Origin of the sequence: Sphingopyxis microcysteis, from assembly GCF_012274265.1 — a bacterium.
GTDB classification, from domain to species: domain Bacteria; phylum Pseudomonadota; class Alphaproteobacteria; order Sphingomonadales; family Sphingomonadaceae; genus Sphingopyxis; species Sphingopyxis microcysteis.
Genome location: NZ_JAANYY010000005.1, coordinates 462640 through 482723, shown reverse-complemented (window position 1 = coordinate 482723; position 20084 = coordinate 462640). Strand labels below are relative to the sequence as shown.

The 20084-nt window shown below is 61.2% G+C and carries 11 protein-coding genes, 1 pseudogene and 1 other annotated feature; of the genes and pseudogenes, 2 read left to right on the top strand and 10 right to left on the bottom strand.

The window, feature by feature from the left end; genetic code table 11:
* Positions 1–161: 161 nt before the first annotated feature.
* The 3 genes from G9408_RS16125 to G9408_RS16115 form a co-directional block, all read right to left on the bottom strand.
* Entirely contained in the window at positions 162–926 is a 765-nt protein-coding gene (locus G9408_RS16125) for a hypothetical protein (protein ID WP_168454922.1), read from the bottom strand.
* 495 nt (positions 927–1421) lie between these two features.
* A complete protein-coding gene (locus G9408_RS16120) occupies positions 1422–2540 on the bottom strand; it encodes a DNA N-6-adenine-methyltransferase (RefSeq protein WP_168454921.1) in 1119 nt (372 codons plus the stop codon).
* Between the two features lie 376 nt (positions 2541–2916).
* Entirely contained in the window at positions 2917–6321 is a 3405-nt protein-coding gene (locus G9408_RS16115; RefSeq protein WP_168454920.1) for a hypothetical protein, read from the bottom strand.
* Between the two features lie 528 nt (positions 6322–6849).
* On the opposite strand from G9408_RS16115, the gene G9408_RS16110 reads away from it, so the two are divergent.
* Entirely contained in the window at positions 6850–7854 is a 1005-nt protein-coding gene (locus G9408_RS16110) for a hypothetical protein (protein WP_168454919.1), read from the top strand.
* 282 nt (positions 7855–8136) lie between these two features.
* Here the strand turns inward: G9408_RS16110 and G9408_RS16105 are convergent.
* From G9408_RS16105 to G9408_RS16095, 3 genes and pseudogenes are all read right to left on the bottom strand, one after another.
* Positions 8137–8873 (bottom strand): annotated as a pseudogene (locus G9408_RS16105) (IS3 family transposase); the annotation flags it as partial.
* Positions 8476–8592: a sequence feature (AL1L pseudoknot), on the bottom strand. (Overlaps the previous pseudogene by 117 nt.)
* A gap of 751 nt (positions 8874–9624) precedes the next feature.
* Positions 9625–11034 carry an aldehyde dehydrogenase family protein gene (locus G9408_RS16100; RefSeq protein ID WP_328804492.1) on the bottom strand — a complete coding sequence of 470 codons (1410 nt, stop codon included), beginning with the start codon at positions 11032–11034 and terminating at the stop codon, positions 9625–9627.
* Between the two features lie 12 nt (positions 11035–11046).
* The gene (locus G9408_RS16095) at positions 11047–12153 is read right to left on the bottom strand and encodes an NAD(P)-dependent alcohol dehydrogenase (RefSeq protein ID WP_168454918.1); all 1107 of its coding nucleotides are present in this window, start codon (positions 12151–12153) and stop codon (positions 11047–11049) included.
* A 175-nt stretch (positions 12154–12328) separates the two neighbouring features.
* Between G9408_RS16095 and G9408_RS16090 the strand changes: the two genes are divergently transcribed.
* Entirely contained in the window at positions 12329–13495 is a 1167-nt protein-coding gene (locus tag G9408_RS16090; RefSeq protein WP_168454917.1) for an acetyl-CoA C-acetyltransferase, read from the top strand.
* Positions 13496–13838: 343 nt separating this feature from the next.
* On the opposite strand, the gene G9408_RS16085 is transcribed toward G9408_RS16090, so the two are convergent.
* The 4 genes from G9408_RS16085 to G9408_RS16070 form a co-directional block, all read right to left on the bottom strand.
* Positions 13839–16547 carry a LuxR C-terminal-related transcriptional regulator gene (locus tag G9408_RS16085; RefSeq protein ID WP_168454916.1) on the bottom strand — a complete coding sequence of 903 codons (2709 nt, stop codon included), beginning with the start codon at positions 16545–16547 and terminating at the stop codon, positions 13839–13841.
* A gap of 109 nt (positions 16548–16656) precedes the next feature.
* Positions 16657–17535 (bottom strand): fatty acid desaturase, encoded by an 879-nt coding sequence (locus tag G9408_RS16080; protein WP_168454915.1) that lies wholly within the window; start codon positions 17533–17535, stop codon positions 16657–16659.
* Between the two features lie 100 nt (positions 17536–17635).
* Positions 17636–19192 carry a class I adenylate-forming enzyme family protein gene (locus G9408_RS16075; protein ID WP_168454914.1) on the bottom strand — a complete coding sequence of 519 codons (1557 nt, stop codon included), beginning with the start codon at positions 19190–19192 and terminating at the stop codon, positions 17636–17638.
* Between the two features lie 20 nt (positions 19193–19212).
* On the bottom strand, positions 19213–20004 hold the full coding sequence (locus G9408_RS16070) for a crotonase/enoyl-CoA hydratase family protein (RefSeq protein ID WP_328804491.1): 792 nt from the start codon (positions 20002–20004) through the stop codon (positions 19213–19215).
* Positions 20005–20084 lie beyond the last annotated feature (80 nt).

Sequence of the window (20084 nt, the reverse complement as noted above, 5' to 3'; positions counted from 1 at the left end):
ATATTTAACGCTGGTCGCTAGACCGTGCCCTGACGGGCATGACAGCGGCCCATCGCATGCGAAGCATTGTGCATATGCACGCTCGCAGGCCTCGCTGCTCGCGCGACCCGAGCAGCGAGGCCATTTTGTCTTTCCATGGTGGGCTTACGAGTTACGCTCGCTCAGGCATGGAACAGCCCGTCTTCGAAGCTGACCCATCTCGCGGTCTCGTCCCCCGCAGCAAGGCGTTGTCGATAGTCGCGATAATGATGCGCTAACGAGTCTGCACGGCGGATTGGGCGAGAGTTCCCGATATCGGCGAGCGCGGCCTTGAGATACTCGCTGGCATCGATCCAGTCGCGCAGCGCCAGCATCGTCTCGAAGAAAGGTTCCGGTCGCGCGCTGCGGAACGCCTCGACATGCGCCCACAGCATCAGGCGTGCGGTCGCGACGCGCAGCGCATGGTCTTCGGCTGCCGCCGGCGCCGAGCGCGACCAGGCAAGCTCGATGTCCGCATCGCCGATCTCGGGAATCGGGATCGAGAAACGACGGCACGCTGTTCGCTCATCGAACCCATGTTCACCCATCGCGGCGGGATCGATAGCCGTCTCGCCAAAGCAGAGTTCTGCAAGAGCCGGCTCGACGAAGAAGCGCCGGCTCATCGCGTCCATCGCCAGCGTCATGCGATCGGCCGTGGACGCGATCTGGACCACACTGGGCAACAGCGTCTTGTCGAGCAAATGCGGCAATGGGATTTCCGACTTGCGCGCGTCGGAGACGCATATCGTGTTGATCCAGCGATGACCATCATCTTGATCGACCATCGTCAGGACCGCCGCCGCAACCGGCCTGCGTGCCAGCGCCGGATGCTCGTCGGGTATGTCGTTGACGGGAATGCACGCCAGACCGATGACCTGTAGGCATTTGGGAAGTTGGTATTCGTTCACGATATTCTCCTTTCGGAGGATCAGGGATCCGAGACAGAACTCCTGCCTCTTTTCCTTTCACCCTGTTCCTCGCTTCCCGCGTCAGCGTCTCCACCGTTCGGCGGGCGCGCAGCCGCGTTCCGCTTTTCCATCCGGCGGACATGCGAGGCCGTTCTGCGGTTTCACCGCAGGGGTGATTTTGATTTTGAGCAGCAGGCCTTTTTGACACTTAGACAATCAATTCTAAGCCGGTTGAACTCGCCGCCCGCTTCCCAACAGCGAACTGGGAACGCCACTTCGACTATTTTGGTCGTTAGAGGCTAGGAGCCAATGGGCTCAGACTGAGCGAGACTGCCCCGAACGCAGCGCCCCCGTTCACTTGCTCAAGAACGCGAGCTCCACAAGAAACCCCATCATCAGCGCATGCGACCCGGCGAGGGTATCGATGGCGGCGTACCGCACGTTATCGAGACCCTCGCCGGGTTTGAGCTTCGTTTCGAGGTTTACGCCTTCCCGCTAGAGGTCAGTGTCATTTGGCTGACGCCTTAGCGACCAGAATCCGGCTGCTAATTGCGCATAGCGAGCTCGCTGTTCTGCGTTTGCTCCAAGGGTTAACACCATAAGGCTGAAGGGCGTTTGCTGCGCCGTCCCGTCCGGTTTCAGAAATTTGACGCGCCCCTTAAGAAAGAAGATATCGGCGTCCAAGCTCAAAACCTCGTGGAAAAATGCCGAATCTGTTCTGACCGGAACGAGGCACACAACGGTGTCAACGTGGCCAGCTGACCATTGCTCATGAGCTCGGCGTAGCCACTGCAGAGCACATGAGTACGGCGGATTGACGAAAGCGAGACGCCCTGACCATGTCTGGCTAAGTCCGTCGCCGCCCCTACTGGCCAATATCTTACGGCGCGCCAGGACAGGGCTGAGTTCGTGAGCGCATGGATCGAGATCTATTTCGCCAAACGCTTTATAAATATTGTCCATGAAATCTGGCGGGGTGAAGCGGGAATCACGATCTTCCTTCTGACCCAGCGCCCAATACGCTCGAGCGGGAGCTTGACGCCGAGCTCTCGGCGCAAGCGCTGCCAGCAGGCGCAGCAGGTCTTCAACTGAGCCCGCACCATTTTCGAGGTCGAGGATGGCCGTGTGCGACAGTCCGGTTCGCCTAACCAAATTCTCCAGCGACTTTTCGTGTTTGATGCGAGTGTTGCGGAGCTTTTCGAACAGCGTCTTACCGGCACTTAGGCCCGTCAGCATAAAATTGGTCGAGTCCATGACCGCCACTAGCGTTGACACGGTGCCGACACCCTTTTCGAGCCGCGTAATTGTCTGGGGCGACACTCCGACATGCTTGGCCATGACCTTTCGCGACCAACCCTTTGATACGCGCGCTTCGCGCAATTCAACAATTAGGTTAGCACGACTTTCGCCTCCAGGCTCCGGGCGGACTGACGATCCGGCCGAACCGCTACTAACCTTCGAACCGATGCAATTCGACGATTTGCCGCCGAACGGCAATTTTGCCGCTGACAGCCCGGAAGGAGAAGCGTTCGCCCAGACATCCGAACCGCGGGGGAGTGCGGGGGATGTAAGGGATAATTTATTCGACTGCTTTGTGTTATGTGCATTTCCCATGGCTATGGTTTCCTCGCTCGGCGAGCGAAGCCATGGCTGCTTGGCAGCAATGTTTAGGCTGGTTCATTCATGACCTCGAACGCCATTCAAGCCCGCATCAGCAGATGCGGAGCTCGAAAATTGGCGCGAATCACAAATTCATAGGTCACCGACTTGGGATGCTATCCCCGCCGCATGTTCGCAACTGTGCCGGGCATATAGACCCTAGAGATGAATAAATCTTTAATATAGCTGCGAAGTTTCTCTGGGTAATCGGAATCCTCTATGCGAGCGCGCGATCCCGGCCAGAAGGAACTACGGGAACGCACAACGGTGTTCGCATCGTCTTGGGGGTGATAGTAGATACAAGGAGCAGGATTTCCTGACGATGAGGCCTTCAGCGTCCGCGCCCGCCGGGCTCTCGGCCGGGCAGCCCGCGATCGTAGGGACGACGGCCCTTCGATGGCTTCGACCGTTTCGCATTTTGTTTCGAAGTTCGCCGCTTGATCCCGAACGCCATGATCGCCGCGGCAGCCGCCATATCCTCGCTGGATCGCGCCGATGCCAACGCGCGCTTCAACCGGTCCGCCGCCTTCGGCGGATCGAACCGCACCGAACCGCGCTTGACCAGCAGCCACTCTTCGTCGAGCAGCGGATCGCCCATGTGCAGCAACCGATCCGCTTCGTTTGCCCGCAGCGGCGCGGCTGGCCGCAAGCCGGAATCGACCATAAGATCATGCAGGATATCGCTCCGCGTCTCCTGCTGGACGAACCAGGCGGCCCGGGTCCGGGCTTGTATGTCGGGCCGCGCCAGCCACGCGGCGCGAGACCCGAGGGCGTCGCGCAGCGTCTCCACGGTGTCCGGTGCCTCGGCATCCGAACGCCGCGCGAACAGAAAAGGGACAGGCGCACGACGCCACAGCACGGCAGGATCGGCATCTCGGTAGGCGTCCATTAATTCGGCAGGCACCGGCGCGACGTGCGTGGCAGGCCGATCAAGCCAAGATGCCCGTCGCTTCTGCTCCACGTCCCAAGCCGTTGGCCGGCGCGCCGGATCGATATCGGGTAGGTTCCTGAACATCTGCACACGCTTATCGACGATCGAGGACAACAGGTCCTGACCCGCGGTGCCCCGGATATACGGAGTATCGAACCAGTCGCGGGGGTCGTCGCGCACATCGATCTGCAGCGCGCCGCGCCAGCGCGCGATGCGAACAGGATAAGTTTCGATCACCGATCGAAGCGCCTGAAGCTGGTCATTGGTCGGTCTGTCGGGAAATGGCCCATTGATTGAGGTGTCGGCAAGCCGCTCATACAGATCAGCAAACTGTTCCCGCCCGTTGTGATGGATGGGACGATAGTCATCACGGCGAACATCGCGCAAAGTCGTCGCCTGCTTCGCCGCGACGGGAACAGTTTCGTGAGCGGAAATATCATATTCTCGCGGCAGTTCTGCGCGCGGTGAGAGCCATGCCGGCACCGGCTGCGGTTCGCGGCCAGGTGTGATCTCGCCCAGCCCCACCATATCCAGTCCGCGTGCGCCGAGCGATGCCATCGTCGGCAAGGGCTGATCGAGCGCGCGGGGCGGTGACAGCGCAAACTCCTGGTCGGCCTCCCGTTTGCGGCCTGACGCGACTTTACGGACTGCCTTAATGCGGAGATCGCGCAATTTGATCCGCCGCCCCATCTCGGGCGTATCGCGCCAGCGCCTCACCGCCGTCTGCAGCCACGCACTCTTGTCGACGAGATTATCATCATCCAGACCTGCCGGCCCGCGCTTCGCCAACAACGCGCCGACCTGGGCGAGTTCTTTCTGCTGGGTATCGCGGATCGCCGGAAGCCGCTTTCGATAGGGCGCGGCATTCAGATCGACGCCGTGGATCAAATCCTGAGGATCGTCGGCCGGAAGGACCACGAGGTGTCCGTCGACGTCGCTGAGTAGGAGCGGCGTCTCGGCGATGCGCTGCATCACCGCATTGGGGTCGAGGATGGTTTGAGAGCGGGGCTCACGGGACAATATTGCGTCGATCACGCGAGTCGACTCTGCATTCTGGACCGCAAGACTCAGGTCTCGCTCGAGGCGCTCGCGAAGATCGGCGGCGCTGCGTTCGAGAAACATCGCTTGGTCGCGGCGCTCGGCCATCGCCGCCTGTTCAACGACCAACTCCCGTTCGAGTTTATCGAGATAGGCTTCGGCTTCGTTACCCCTCCGGGTCCACGCGTGCGACAGATAGGTATCGTGTCCGTCCTTCCGCGCCTTGTCTGCGTAGCCCGGAGCAAATCTCGCAACGATACGCGGATGGCTGCGCGCCATAGCGCACAGCGTTTCGATCTCGGCGGCCTCAGCGCGCAGCCGGATCGCGGCATGCTCGCGATCGCGAAGGTCGAGCGCGAGCCGCGCAAGGCGATCACGCTCATCCGACGTGCGGACTTCGCGCACACGCGCTTCGCGTAATTCGAAAGCCGTATCGGCATCCGCCAAGTCCGCATCGCGCTTTGCCACGTGCTGCGCGAGCACGCGCGCCCAGCCGATTGCTGCATTGTCGAGCGACACATCAGGCGTATCTCCCGCGCGTTCGAGCACGGTGGCCTTGCCCCCGACCTTACGCATGGTTTGCGCGTCCAGCCCCATCTTCGCATAGGTTTCTGGCGAGAGCCGATAGTCAGCGTCAGTGGCCTTCAGTTCGACGTTGACGAGCCGCGCGATCTCGCAGCGGAACGGCTTCATGAAGCTGGTCGCGATTTGCGGCACGACGTGGGCGTCGAACGCCAGTTCACCGTCGTCATCGATGGTCACCGCACGCTTACCGACCTGGAAGTGCAGGTGCCAGTTCGTCAGGTTGTTGAGCGCGTCGGGTTCATGCCGCACGAATAGGGCAGGCACGACCCGCTTTGCGTCAGCATCGCCGCTGTCAGAAATGGCGAGCGATTGCACCCAGGCGTTCGCGCCAACGAGAATGCGCTCGTGCGCCGCGCCGCCAAGATCGGCGGGCAGCTCCGCCTCGCCCGCGATGACTGCATAGCTGCCGCGACCTTCGCTGAGTTTCACCGGAGGATCCGCAGCGGGCCAGCCGGGCAGCGCCGCGAGCCACGCCAGCGCGGCAGGCGCCTCCGGATCGATCCACGGCACACCAACCAACTGGCGCTTTTTGCCGAGCGCCTTGCCGCCATCCACCCGCCTCTGCTCGGCGGTGAGGATGCCACGCAAACCTTCCGGACAATCCTTGTGACGCGCAGCGCCCGCCAGAAACTCAGGCGCGCGTTCATATCTGATGTTGAGACGCGGCGGTCCGGCGGATTTATTCTTGCGCCGCCCAAACTCATGCGCTTCGACCGCGTCCCACTGCCTGGCTCGCTTGACCGGATCCGGATCGAGCGTCGTGATGAGGATCTGGCGATCGTCATGGCCATGATCCTGTGTGTAGCGGTCGAACGTCGCAGCGGGCCGCTCCTCTGCCGCCAGCTCTGGCTCCGCATTCGCATCGCCGATCTTACCGGTCGCATAATCATCGAAGGCGGCCGCCGACCGCTCGCGGATTACGTTACGCGCCAGGTGGAAGCTCCGCTCCCCCGCCGCGCTCGTCAGCCGCGATATGTCCGGCACGCAAGGAATGCCGAACCAGGCGCGCCGGGCGGGAGCTGCTTTCCCGCGCTCCCAGCGCTGCGCGGAATCAAGGCTCGCTCGGACCTTGCCGCGCAGGAGCCCCAACGGATCATCGAGTTCCGTCTCCGCAAGGTCGAGCGGCAAGTCGCGGATGATCCGCTTTGCTGCGCGCCTGCGAAAAGTTCCGATCGGATCCATGATCTCCAGTCCACGCTTCCAAAGGCGGGCTGTGCCCGTCCTACCAGCCCGCGGCAGGCGCCCGCTCGGGAAGTCCCGAGCGAAACCGACCTTCCTAATCCGAAGGATATCATGTTGCTGCTAACTTCCACAATCGAAGAATGGGAGGTTAGCCTATTGCGCAAAAAATAATAAGTTACTCCCGATATATTCTCGATATCTTACTGAGATATTCTGGATACATTACAGATATTCCGAAAGATATTTAGATAAGAGATTTTGAACTCGAATCGGATAACGCTCAATATGATAAAATATCCGCTTCAGATACTATCCGGTTTGCAACGATACCCGATCTCTGTGGCGACGAAACCCTTCCAATATCCGGTCTTTGGATATTCAAATGTCCGTTGTAATATCTACGCACCAATTTGAATCGGAACAACGAGCTTGAAAGTCCGGTATTGACGACGAAGCGTGCCTTATCAGCGACAGAATGGCTCGTCGTTCACCGGGGCTCCACCCTACCGACCAAGCAAGGAGATAATCATGAAAAACTTGCTTGCCGAGGCCATGGCGCGCGTAATCGCTGAAAGTTTGACGGCGCACTGTGCACAGATGGAAAAATTAGCGCGCGAGCTTGAAGCCGCTATCACCCAAGCCGCTCGAGCGAGTGATGAAACCGTCACGATCGAAACCCTGTTCGCGGGCCAGCACCTGAATGGACCGGCGTTTACCGAGCTCCGCAAGATCTTGCGCAATCCCGGCCTGAAGCCTGAGGCGACGATCAGTGAATTGCGCAGAGCTGAAGGCTACTTCATACGAGCGCACGACGAATATATTGCCAAATATTCCGACGATCGGGCGAACGCCCTGCGTTGGGCGGAGCTCCGGCTTGCGATCGCACGACGCTTCTATGATGAGATGATCCGATCTTTACCTACTGCTTCACGTCCCCAAGCGCGGCCGAAGGCGGAGCGCTCAACAAGCGTTATCGGGTTCGAAATGGATGCTTTCTCTGCCGATGAACAGAAAGCGCTTCGTCAAGCGATCAGTAATCGCGAGGATGCAATCAGGCAGTTGGAGACCATCATCCGCCGAGGCGACGCGACGTCGGACACTACGCACCTCATCTGCAGCTATCTGCGCGATCCGAACAAGATCGACAAGGTGAACCGCTGGCTCACCGCCGAGCTCAATAAGGCGCACGTTGCCGACGCAAAGATTGAAAATGACATGCAGACGTTAGCCGCCGTTATCGAACCTTTATCGTTGGCGGTTCCTGCACCAGCAATCGCCAGAGACGACGGAAGGTTTTGGCCGCCCATGCAGCAGCCACGGCGCGAGGACGCAGTCACTGCCCGCGAGCTTGTCACGTGGCTTAAAGAGGGCCCGCAAAAACTTCGGCGCCTTTACGTCCGGAGGCCGGACGGACAGGTTCGGCTGAGGGAGGCCCCGAGATTGCCTCCGATCGCCCGCATGTTTGAACGCGCCGTTGACCATCCGGACGTCCAAGAGCAACTGGCAGCGATTTGTTCCGATTACGACATCTGACAACGCCTCCCGGTTATGGAACGGGCTGCCAATTTTGCCCCGAAGTTCGGTTGATAGACGCGGCCGCGGAGGGATGCTGAGGTGCGCCGTGCGTGCATCGCCGCGGAGGGGGAACTGAACCGCCCCGGGACTGCCGGAGGCCATTTGGTTTAAGTTACGCAGCCATGGAGACGTCGTCCTGCATGGCATAATATCGTTCTTCGGCTTCGGCGGGCGGGATATTGCCGATGGGCTCCAGCAGCCGCCTGTTGTTGAACCAGTCGACCCATTCGAGCGTGGCATAAAGTCCGACACCCAGAGCATATTGGGCGCCGGCGCATGGAACTGCCGGTTCACCTGATCGAGCGGGCAAGGCGCGGCTTTATCGCTGATCGTCGTGCGCACCGGCTTGCCCCGGATTACACCCTGCAGGCCCAGGTCGCGCATCAACCGCTCAATAGTGCATCGCGCGACGGCGAAGCCCTCGCGATTCATCTGTCGCCAGACCTTGCGCACCCCGTAAACGCCGAAGTTCTCCGCAAAAACGCGGACCACCTCGGGCTTGAGGTCCCGATCGCGCCGGGCACGATCTGACAGCCGCTCTGGGTCCCGTCGCTGAGCGACACGCTCGTGGTAAGTGGATGGGGCGATCGGCAGAACCCGGCAGATCGGCTCGACCCCATAAACCTCACGATGCTCGTCAATGAAGGCAGTCATCGCCTGAACGGGCGGTCGAGCTCCGCCTGGGCAAAATATGCTGATGCCTTGCGCAGTATCTCGTTGGCCTGGCGCAACTCGCGGTTCTCGCGCTCAAGGGACTTGAGGCGATCAGCCATCTCGGTCGGTACACCGGCGCGCTTGCCGCTATCGACCTCGACCTTCTTCACCCACTCATGAAGCGTCTGCGGAACGCAGCCGATCTTCGCCGCGATCGACACGATGGCTGCCCACCGTGATGGATGATCGCCTTCGTGATCCAGGACCATCCGTACCGCACGTGCGCGAACCTCAGGTGCGAATTTGTTCGTTGTCTTACTCATCGTAGGCCCTTCCTCTCAGGAGTTAGGGCCTCCGGCAATCCCGGGGCGGTTGATGAGTTTCAATTAGTTACTGCCGCACATCGACGCTGCGGGATATGGCGCTCACGCGCTAGGTAGCTTTCTAGGTAGCAGCACATTCAAGCGTCGCTGAGGTTACTCAGCCTCCATGGAACCGGTGATTCTTTCACGCAACGTGACTAATGATCGATGCTGGGGCTTGGCGCTTTGCCTTGGCCACGGTCGACGATGAAATCTGCGAAGGCAATGAATCACTCGTCGAGCTTACTCGCGCTCTTCCAGGACTTGCAAATGCGGCCAATCGGTCGATGGCATCAAAGTTTCTCTAGCCACTGCTGCGCGATCTTGCGCGTTGCTGGCGAGACATTCTTCCTGCCGCGGGCGCCAAAGGCCCGCTTCCCCGTCCATGGCCTGACGGCGGGGTCTTGGACTCCCCAGAAGGGGGGCGTCTGACAATCCTGTCGCCGTCTTTAGGTCGCTCGGCGCGCAGCACGAAGCGAGGTCTCGCGATGCCTGCCGCATTTCATTGGCAATCTTGTGGCGGGGTTTGCCGACGGCTTCGCACGCATGGGCACGCACGCGAGCTAAGTTCTTGATAGCCGGTCTAACGGCAACAGGCTAAGAGCGAAATTGGAGAAGTGCTGCGCGACGACCGTTGCAGCTGCATAGCAGATTTACATACCGCCATCATCGCTGGTTCAAAGTGACGTAATTCCTACCAGATGTTGCTGATCTATTTTGTAACAAGGAAGGTCTTTGGATCGGTATAGGCCATCAATCCCTCGATCCCATTCTCCACCCCCATGCCCGATTGCTTGCGCCCGCCGAAGGCTGCGAAAGGTGATAGGGCGAGTCCTTCGTTGATCCAGACGTTGCCTGTGTCCATCCGTTCAGCGATCCGAATGGCTGCGTCCGTGTCGGCGGACCAGACCGTTCCGGCCAGGCCCATGTCGGTGTTGTTGGCCTTGGCGAGGGCGTCTTCCACATCGGTGAAGCGCACAAGCGGGAGGATGGGACCGAACTGCTCTTCTTGGACAATGCGGCTGTCCTCGGGCGGATTGTCGACCAAAGTGACCGGAACAAAGAAGCCCTCGCCTTGAGGGGCTTCTCCCTGGAGCAGCCGGTAACCGTTCGCTTCGCAATCGGCGAGCAAGCCCTTGACGCGGTCGTACTGCGGCTTGTTCTGGATCGGCCCAAGCGCGTTCCCTTGCTGGCTACCGTCACCCATCGGCACGGCCTGGGCAAGCTTTGCCAGTTCATCGCGGAACGCATCGTAGATGTCATTGTGGACATAAGCCCGCTTGGTGGCGACGCAGACCTGCCCGCTATTGGTGAAGGCCGACCAGAACAGCTTTTCAGCCGTTTCAGGAACGTTCACGTCAGGCATGACGATGGCGGCATCGTTACCGCCCAGCTCCAGTGTCAGCCGCTTGAGCGCCGGCGCCGCACTTGCCATCACCCTGCGCCCGGTCGCGGTCGAGCCGGTGAAGCTGACCTTGTCGAAACCCGGGTGCGCCGTCATCAGCGGCCCCAGTGCATCGCCGCCGGTGATAATGTTGAGCACCCCGGCAGGCACGAAGTCTCGCACCAGTTCGCCAATCCGCAGCACGGTCATCGGCGTGAACGGCGAAGGCTTCAGGACCAGGGTATTGCCGGCCAGCAAGGCAGGCGCGATCTTCCAGATCGACAGCACGACCGGAAAATTCCACGGCGAAATCCCGGCCACCACCCCGATCGGGACATAGCGGGTGACCTGGCGGCGGCCCGGCCCGGCCTCGATCTCGCGGTCGGGCAGGGTCAGGCTGGCGGTTGCCTGACACCACTGCGCGGCGGCCATGACCTCGAACTGGGCCTGCTCCGCCGGCTTGCCCTGCTCGCGGGTGAGCATGGCAGCCAGTTCCGCGGCGTTGGCAGCGATAGTCTCGCCGATCCGGTTGACGATTGCCGCGCGGTCGGCCCAGGCCGTGTCACGCCAGGCGGGGAAGGCGCTGCGGGCCGCGGTGATGGCCGATTCAAGCTCTGCCGCTCCGGCATCTGGCACAGCGGCGAAGACCTGTCCGGTCGCCGGGTTGCACACATCGAGGCTGTTAGCGGACGATGCAGCCTTGCCGCCGATCGTCATGGTCAGGATGTCTTGGGTCACAGTCAGGTTCCTTCAAGCCGGGAGTTCAAGGATTGCCTTGACGCATTTGCCGGAATGGCTGTCGGCAATCGCCTGGTTGATCTGGTCGAACGGGTAGATGGTCGAGAACCGCTCGATCGGTAGCTTTCCGGCAGCGTGCAGCGCGATCAGTTCGGGCAGGAAGGTATCGGGATCGCTGTCGCCTTCGATAATCCCCTTGATCGTGTAGCCATAGGTAATGGCCGGCACGATCGGCAGTGGCAGCGCCGCATCGAGGCTGCCGGGCACTCCGACCAGGCCCAACGCGCCGTGCGGCGCCAGCATGCCTAGCGCGGCGGAAATCGCCCCGACATTGCCGCTGGTGTCGACCACGTTGTTCGCGCCTTGCGGGAGGATGGCCCTGACCTGTTCGGCAGTGTCGCCCGTAGCCGGATCGATGGCATGGTCCGCGCCGAGTTCGAGCGCCAGTTGCCTCCTGGCCTCCTGCGGTTCGATCATGATGATCTTCGAACAGCCCGCGATCTTGCCGCCCAGCACGGCGCTCAGGCCCACGGCGCCGCCCCCCAGGACGACCAGGTTCGATCCGGCCTGCGCCTTGAGCGAGCGCAGCACTGCGCCAACCCCGGTCTGGATACCGCAACCGAGCGGCGCAAAGCTGGCAAGATCGGCATTTTCCGGCAGGGCAATCACATTGCGCTCGTCGGCAATGGCGTGCGAGGCGAATGACGATTGCCCGAAGAATCGGGCCGATACCTGGCCAGCATCTTGGTGGACGCACGAGCTGCCATCGGACCGGACGCAGGCAAAGTTTAGCGCAACGAAGTCCTGGCAATAGGCCGGATCGCCGCTGTGGCACTGGCTGCACTGCCCACACGAATTGAAAGTCAGCAGAACCTTCTGGCCGGGCCGGACCTTGGTCACCCCTTCGCCAACCGCTTCGACCACACCCGCGCCTTCGTGCCCGAGGATCAGGGGAAAGGGTGATCCCATCGCGCCAGAGGCGAAAACCATGTCCGTATGGCAGATGCCTACCGCGCGGATCCGGATGAGCACTTCGCCAGCGCGCGGCGGATCGAATTGCACTGTTTCGATTGAAAAAGGCTGGTTCGGTTCGCGCAAGATTGCTGCCGTGCCTTGCATCACCACTCTCCTAGATTTGTCGTCACGCCTACTTTTCCAGTTCGACCGGCGTTCGGCCCCATACTTTTGTTTTGGCCGAACGCGCAGGCATGGACCTATTCACCCCGTCGAATGCTGCTCCGCCGGGCCACCTGGTGCCGAGACCGGCGACGGCCATCGCATGTGAGGGACTAGAATGACCGAAGCCTATATCGTTGACGCTGTCCGCACGGCTGGTGGCAAGCGAAACGGAAAGCTCGCCAATTGGCATCCCGCTGACCTCGCTGCCGAAATGTTCAACGCTCTGATCGACCGCAATGCTTCGCTCGATCCGAAGGCGATCGACGATGTCATTCTTGGCTGCGTCATGCAAGCCGGCGAACAGTGCTTTGCTTTTCCGCGCAATGCGATCCTTGCCTCGCGATTGCCTTCGACGACACCCGGGGTGGCGGTCGACCGCCAGTGCGGATCATCGCAGCAATCGCTGCAGTTTGCGGCGCAGGCCGTAATGTCTGGAACCCAGGATGTGGTGATCGCGGCAGGTGTCGAGAGCATGACCCGGGTGCCGATGTTCTCGAACTTCTCCCTGCACGAGAAGGAAGGGATAGGCACCGGCCCGCTGAGCCCGCGCGGCAAGGAACGTTACAACCGTACAACGCAGTTCAGCCAATTCGAAGGGGCCGAACTGCTCGCGCACAAGCATGGATTCAACCGAGAGGCGCTCGACCGCTTTGCGCTGGAAAGCCACCACAAGGCTGCGGCCGCCATCGAGTCTGGCGCATTCGACGACGAAATCGTGCCTATCGATGTAGGTGGTGAATTGCACAGGGTCGACGAAGGCGTACGGATGGATGCGACGCTTGAGGCAATCTCGTCAGTCAAACCTATGCGCGAAGGTGGTGTTGTTTCAGCTGCCAATGCCAGCCAGGTTTGCGACGGGGCGAGCGCCGCGCTGGTAGTAAGTCAGCGTGCACTCAAGGAGTTCAACCTGACCCCAATTGCGCGTATCCATGACCTGACAGTGACCGCGGGCGATCCAGTCATCATGCTGGAAGAGCCGGTTAATGCGACCCGCAAGGCCTTGCTGCGTACTGGCATGTCAATCGGCGACATCGACCTCTATGAAGTCAATGAAGCCTTTGCACAAGTGCCACTGACGTGGCTGAAGGAGATCGGCGGCGATCCCGAAAAACTCAACGTCAATGGCGGCGCCATAGCTCTCGGCCACCCGCTGGGAGCGTCGGGAACAAAGCTGATGGCGACCCTGATCAACGCGCTTCATGCGAGAGGCAAGCGCTGGGGGTTGCAGACAATGTGCGAGGCGGGAGGTGTCGCCAATGTAACCATCGTTGAGGCGCTCTGATTGATGCCAATGCCACTATCAGTCACCCTTATGATCGCGTCCTCCAGTGATGCCATTAAGCAAGGCGCCTCTCGTGTTAGCATTTGCCACCCCGCCATGTCGAATTCATCAGCTTCGCCTCTCCCCTTCTCTCCTCCCTTTTCAGGGGAGAGGCGATCCTTCGATCGATGCAGGGGGCACCTCGGCCGGGGGTAGCGTTCATCCAGACACAGCCTGGATGAGCCTCATCACTCAGCGCATCATGATTAGCAGTGGTCTTTCGCGAAGCTCCTGTCATTAAAGCTTCGATATCACGATCATTTGGGTCGAGCTCAGCGTATTCACACTCGGCTCACTAACCGATCTACACCGAGGCAAGACCGAGCGCGCGCGCACGATGGATTGCTGCGGTCCGGTTGTTCACGCCAAGCTTACTGTATAGATTGTAAAGGTGCCACTTAACTGTGGCTTCCGACATGGCAAGTCGCGCGGCAATCTCGCGGTTGCGTAGGCCCGCGAGCAGCAGCTCGACCATCAACTTCTCGCGCGCGGTGAGCGGTTCGAGCGGCGCGTGCAGTTCGTCGGCGGGTTTGGCGACCTGGCTCTCGAGTCCGAGGCGCTCTTGCAAGCTCTGCAGGAAGTTGGGTTCCGCTATCGGCCCCGCAACGCCGGGATCCAACCCAGCCAAGGCTGCAGCGACAAGCGGGCGGCAAAGCTGGGCATCGTCGATGAAAATCTGGATGAGACTCCGATCATGCGCGACCGCCACGGCGTCGAGAAAGGCGCGGACGGCTTTCACACTGTCACCCTGGTTGTAGTGGACGGCGGCCTTGAGGATCAGTGCCTGAACCAGACGCAGGTTGCGCCCGCCGTGCCGGGCGGCGCTGATCAGGCCGGTCAGGATGCGCAGTGCCTCGTTCCAGGCCTGGTCCGCTATTGCCACCCGGGCCGAAACAATCTGGCGAAGCTCTCTGACGCTGGGCAGGTCCACCTCGCTTTCGTCTTGCCGGCGTTCGCCAAGCGGCTGGACTTCGGTAATGGCCGAAGCCTCCTCGATTGCCTCTTCGCTGCGACCGGCCCGGAACAGCAGGAGGACTCGCTCGTAGCGCAAGGTGAAGGCAAGGCGTGGTGCGTAAGCCTTTGCCAGTCCCGACTCCATCTTGCGCGCCAGCGCAAGGGCATGCGATGCCCCCGCCTTGATCGCCGTGACCCGCAAACATGCTGCCAGGCCGAACGCAGCCGTTTCGCTCACGCCGTGTTCGGAAATCATGTGAAGGTTGTCGTTGACGAGCGATTCCGCGCGGTCGATCACTCCCATATGGTAATAGGCTGCGGCTGCCAGCAGCGCGAGCGTGGAAGAGATGTTGCTTGGCGCGGCGGGTGCTTCCGACCAACCGGAGCCCAATGCTTCGATCCGTGCGAGGGCCTGCCGCGGTTCGCCCGCGACCAGATCCATCGTCATCCCGATCCCGCAAACCCAGGCAGTGCCATAGGCGCTGTCGCTGTCGGAAATCGCCCGGAGGGCCAGGTCATAGGCACGTCTTGCCGCAGAAAGATCGAGGAAGGCCAGCGACGAGAGGATCAGACTGCACGCTACGGTCGCGCGATCGAACGGGTCTGCATGGACGTTGTTGCTCAGCCAGTCGATGGCGGCCCGCCGGGCCGTTACCATGTCGTCCATGAAAGTCGCTGAGAGCGTGTCCAGCAAGCCGATCTGGTTGCGCAGGCCCTCGTCAATTGCCACGCCAGTACCGGTCAGTGCATTGCGATGCAGGTTCGCGACCAGCGCAGCCGCCTGGCGGTAGCGGCGAGCGAAGAACATCGCCCAGGCTTGCCAGTAGAGAAGCGTGGAATCGTCCTCGATCATGCCTTTAGGGAACCGCGACAGCAGCTGGAGGAATGTCGCGAGATCACCGCGAACAGAAACCAGTTCCGGTGCCAGCCGGGCCAGCAACGTCCGCGCCCGGCCTGCGTCGCCTGATAGCAGGGCCATATCGATGGCCTCTGCAAGATGGCCATTGGACTCGTACCAAGTGCCTGCTGCGCTGCGCATTTCAGCCTGCCTTTGCCGAGGCAGCCGTTCGAACTGCGACAGCAAATGCTGGCGGAAAATCGGATGGTAGCGGAACCAGCCGCTGTCGGTTTCAAGCTTGACGATGAAGAGATTGTTGCGCCGGACCTGTTCGATCATCTCTGCCGCATCGGTATCAGGTAGCACCGCTTCGCAGAGGGCCTGACCGAACTGTTCGAGAAAGCAGGTTGCCACGAGAAAATCCTGAACTTCCTGCGGTTGGCCGCGCAGGACTTCCTCCGACAGGTATTCGGCGACGTCCGCTTCTCGGGAAGATATCTCGTCAAGCAGCCGCTTGGTATCTGCGCCGTCCTTTAGCGCGATGAGAAACAGGCGGATAGCGACCGGCCAGCCCTCTGTCCTTTCCAGGACGCCGCCGAGATCTGCCCCGCCACTGCCGGGGATGACTGTTTGCGCCAGGACATCGAGCTCGCTCCTGGTGAAGGCAAGGTCACGCACTCTCAGTTCTGCAACGCGGCCGGCCAACATGAGTTTGCGTGTGGCAAACCCCGGTTTGACGCGCGAGGAGATGACCAGATGCAGATAGGCGGATTCCGATGCCAGCAAGGCCTCGATCAGCGCATCGGTTTCCTGAGACTGTGCCAGATGGTAGTTCTCGATGATGACCGTCGTATGACATTTGCCGTGGTCAAGACCCGCGCCGATCAGGCTCGCCAGTGATGCCGGACTGGCTTCGAGGCCGAGGCTGTCATCCGCGGCGAGCCCGCCTGTGGCCGAAGTTACCTCCAGCAGGAACGCGGCGAGCTTGCGAGGCACCACATCGGTCCGGTCGCAGTTGTACCAGAAGGCCACGCCCTTTTTCTGGATCAGCGCCTCATAAAGCGAGGTAAGCAGCACTGTCTTGCCATAGCCTGCAGGGGCCACGGCAAGGACGAGGTCCCGAGCCTGCACGTCAACGAGAAGCTGATCAACCAGAGCATCCCTGCGGATCAGGTCGGTGCCGGAAACCGGCGGTGTCGTCTTGCCTCTGGGGTAATTCAAGGCGGCTACTCCGCGTTCCACATCCCGACACGGTCATGTAGGTTATAGCGGCGCGCACGAGGCCAACCCATACTTTTGTATGGGCAGAGGAAATGCCGCGACCAAGCGCTTAGTGGTTAGCCAGCTCCTTCGTCCGCGGCGAGAGCCCGAAAGTCGGCGGCATCAGCGGGTCCCTGGCCAGGATCTCATCACCGCGCAGCTTCATGATCTTAATGTAGTTGTAGAACGGCGCGGTGGGGTAAAGGTGGTGGATCAGGTGGTAATTGTGGTTGGCCATCAGGGGCGAAAGGATCCACTCCCCGCCCATTCGCAGTGCGGTCGCCTTGTATTCGTCTTCCTTGGCATAGGTTTCGAACGGCTGGTGGGTCAGGAAGCTGAACACGAGCACGAACAGGAATGAGCTGATCCGGGTCGGGATGAACCACAGCATCAGCAGCTCCAGTCCGTATCCAAGCCAGATGATCAGGGCACAGGTCGAGAGGATGAAGGCAACATAGGCAAACAGAGCCGGGTACTTCCGGCGCGCAAAATCGCCGCCTTTCTGGAAGAACCACTTGGTATAATAGTAATCGAAATTGAGCCAGCGCAGCGGGAACCACATGTCCAGCTTGTGAGCGTAGCCATCCGGATCGCGCTCGGGATCATTGGCATACTTGTGGTGCGCCATATGGATGTAGCGGGCCACGTCCATCGGCGCGAGCGGCGCGAAATAGACCAGGCCGATCCGGCCGAGCAGTTCGTTGACCCACTTTATCTTGCTCACAGCATTGTGCGAGGAATCGTGCACGACGCTGAACAGGTAGTAGGCCGTGACCCCGTTCACGATCGCCCCCAGCCAGAGCGGAAACCCGTGGGCGATTGCAGCGTACCACACACCGCCAATGATGCTGGTGCAAACGACGAACAGTGCCACTGTCGGCCAAGCCACCCTGGGGCAGGACCGCAACGCATTGAACTGGGCAGCTGCATTCTGCGGTGACGTGGACATCAGACTCTCCTGGGCCGGGTATTTCGGCAAACATGCCAGCTGATGGCAAGGCGCGCCTCGACGAAAGTTTGGCTTGGCGATTTTTCCGTAAGGCGAGGGGTTAACCCACGGCCCTGTCCCGCCCCTTCCAGAAGGGTTCGCGCAGTTCGGTCTTCAGGATCTTGCCCGCTCCGGACAGCGGCAGGCTGGGCCTGACTTCCATGCTGCGCGGCACCTTGTATCCGGCAATCAAGGCCCGGCAATGGGCCTGGAGTGCATCAAGCGTCAGCTCGCAGCCTGGGCGCAGGACCAGGGCGACATGCACGGTTTCACCCATCTGCTCGTGGGGAATCCCGATCACCGCATTGGCTGCAACAGCGGGGTGGCTGGCGACAGCATTTTCGACTTCGGCGGAATAGATGTTCTCGCCGCCTGAGATAATCATGTCCTTCGCCCGGTCGACGATGAAGACATAGCCCTCCTCGTCCATCCAGGCCATGTCACCGGTATGCAGCCAGCCGCCGCGCAAGGTTTCGGCGGTCGCTTCGGGCATGTTGTAATAGCCTTGCATTACATTTGGCCCCTTGACGATGATTTCGCCAATCTCACCGCGCGGGAGCTCGCGGTCATCGGAATCGACTATCAGCAGATGGACATCGAAGGTCGATCGCCCGGCCGCGCGCAGCCGGTTCGGGTCGTCATTGTCTACGACATGCTGGTGCCAGGGCAGCGCGCAGATGAAGGCCGCGCTTTCGGTCATGCCATAGCCCTGAGTCAGGAGCACGCCCGGGAAGGCCGTCATCGTGCGCCGCAGCAGTGTTTCGGAGGCGGGTGAGGCGCCGTAGAGGATGTTGCACAGGCTCGACGTGTCGAAATTCCCGATCGCAGGATGATCGACGATCGCCTGAAGCATGGCCGGAACCACCAGCGTATCGGTGACCCCAAACCGCGCGACATGATCGAGCACGGCTTCGGGACTGAAGGTGGGGAGCATGACGTGAGTGCAGCCGCGCAGCACCAGACAGGTGGTGAGCAGCATGTCGGCAAGGTGGAACATCGGTGCCACGTGCAGCCCGACCGCGCCTTCGTTGAACACGCCCTCGGCCAGCATCGACAGGCCGGAGGAACACAGATTGGCATGGCTCAGCATCACGCCCTTGGGCCGCCCGGTGGTGCCGCCGGTGTAGAAGATGCCCAGCAGGTCATCGCCGCCTGCCCCTGCATTTGGCAAAGGCTCCGCCGCTGCAATCAGCGCGTCAAGGCCCGGAAGGTCCTCCGATTCCTCGGCCCCGCCCATCAGGAAGATATGCTGCAGACCGGGGCATTGCTTCCGCAATGTAGGAACCAGCGCGGCATAATGCTGGTCGACCATCAACGCCACACACCCCGCATCGTTGAGCGAATAGGCGATCTCGGTCGGGCTCCAGCGGAAGTTGACAGGCACGATCACCCCGCCCGCCCAGGCTGTCGCCAAATAGACCTCAAGGTAATGATCGCTGTTGAGCGCCAGCACAGCGATGCGCGCACCTTTACCGAGGGTTCGGGATGCCAGTCCGCCCGCCAGCCGCGTAACCCTGTCGTAGAGCTCTGCAAACGTCTGGATGCGCGAACCGCAGATAGTCGCCGTCATGTCCGGATGGTGCTGAACGGCGCGTTCAAGGCCTTGCGTGAATTGCATTGTCTTTGTCTCCGGATCGATCAGTCGCAATAGACGGGCGGGCGCTTTTCGGCGTGAGCCTGCAGCGCCTCGCGGTGATTGGCCGAAGCGAGCAGCGCCTGCTGCTCGGCAGCCTCGGCCAGGAGCATGTCGCGATCCGACGCTCCGGCACCTCCGGCATTGACCAAACGCTTTGCGGCCCGGACGGCGTCAGGGCTGGACGCAGCGATTTCGCGCGCCAATTGGCGAGCAGCGGCGAGCGGATCGGCCGCCAATCGGGTCGCGAGCCCAAGTTCAAGGGCTTCCTCGCCGGTCACGATCCGACCGGAGAACAGCAGATCGCGCAGGACATCCGACCGGACCAGCTGGCGCAGCAGCACGGTGCCAGCCATGTCCGGGACCAGCCCCCAGACCACTTCCCGGATCGACAGCCGGGCATCGGGCGCGGCGATGCGAATGTCGGCACCCAGTGCCAGTTGCATTCCGCCGCCCAGCGCATGCCCCTGGATCGCCGCGATCACCGGCACGGGCAGGACCCGCCATTGCAGGGCGACTTGCTGGAACAGGTTGGCATCGCCGTGCGTGCGCGCCGCAAGATTGGAAAGCGCGCTGGCTCCTTCATTCGCCAGCGCGTCCAGATCAATGCCGACCGAAAAGCTGCGCCCGTTCCCGCTGAGCACGACCGCCCTTAGGCCCGGCATTGCTGCGAGTGCCTGTCCCGCTTCGATCAGCAGGTCAAAGGTTCCGAAATCCAGCGCATTCAGCTTTTCCTGCCGGTTGAGCCGTACCTCGGCAACACCGTCCGCAACAACGAGCTCAACCCGATCCGACACTATGGCTCTCCCTGTCAGTTGCGATCCGCTTGATCGACGCGAACGGAGATCTGGCCATCCAAAAGTATGGGCAGGTGCTG

What these genes read in the sequence shown, in the direction of transcription:
- G9408_RS16120 (WP_168454921.1), bottom strand. Translation starts at nt 2,540, where the DNA reads ATGGGAAATGCACATAACACAAAGCAGTCGAATAAATTATCCCTTACA.
- G9408_RS16115 (WP_168454920.1), bottom strand. Translation starts at nt 6,321, where the DNA reads ATGGATCCGATCGGAACTTTTCGCAGGCGCGCAGCAAAGCGGATCATC.
- G9408_RS16110 (WP_168454919.1), top strand. Translation starts at nt 6,850, where the DNA reads ATGAAAAACTTGCTTGCCGAGGCCATGGCGCGCGTAATCGCTGAAAGT.
- G9408_RS16095 (WP_168454918.1), bottom strand. Translation starts at nt 12,153, where the DNA reads ATGCAAGGCACGGCAGCAATCTTGCGCGAACCGAACCAGCCTTTTTCA.
- G9408_RS16090 (WP_168454917.1), top strand. Translation starts at nt 12,329, where the DNA reads ATGACCGAAGCCTATATCGTTGACGCTGTCCGCACGGCTGGTGGCAAG.
- G9408_RS16080 (WP_168454915.1), bottom strand. Translation starts at nt 17,535, where the DNA reads ATGTCCACGTCACCGCAGAATGCAGCTGCCCAGTTCAATGCGTTGCGG.
- G9408_RS16075 (WP_168454914.1), bottom strand. Translation starts at nt 19,192, where the DNA reads ATGCAATTCACGCAAGGCCTTGAACGCGCCGTTCAGCACCATCCGGAC.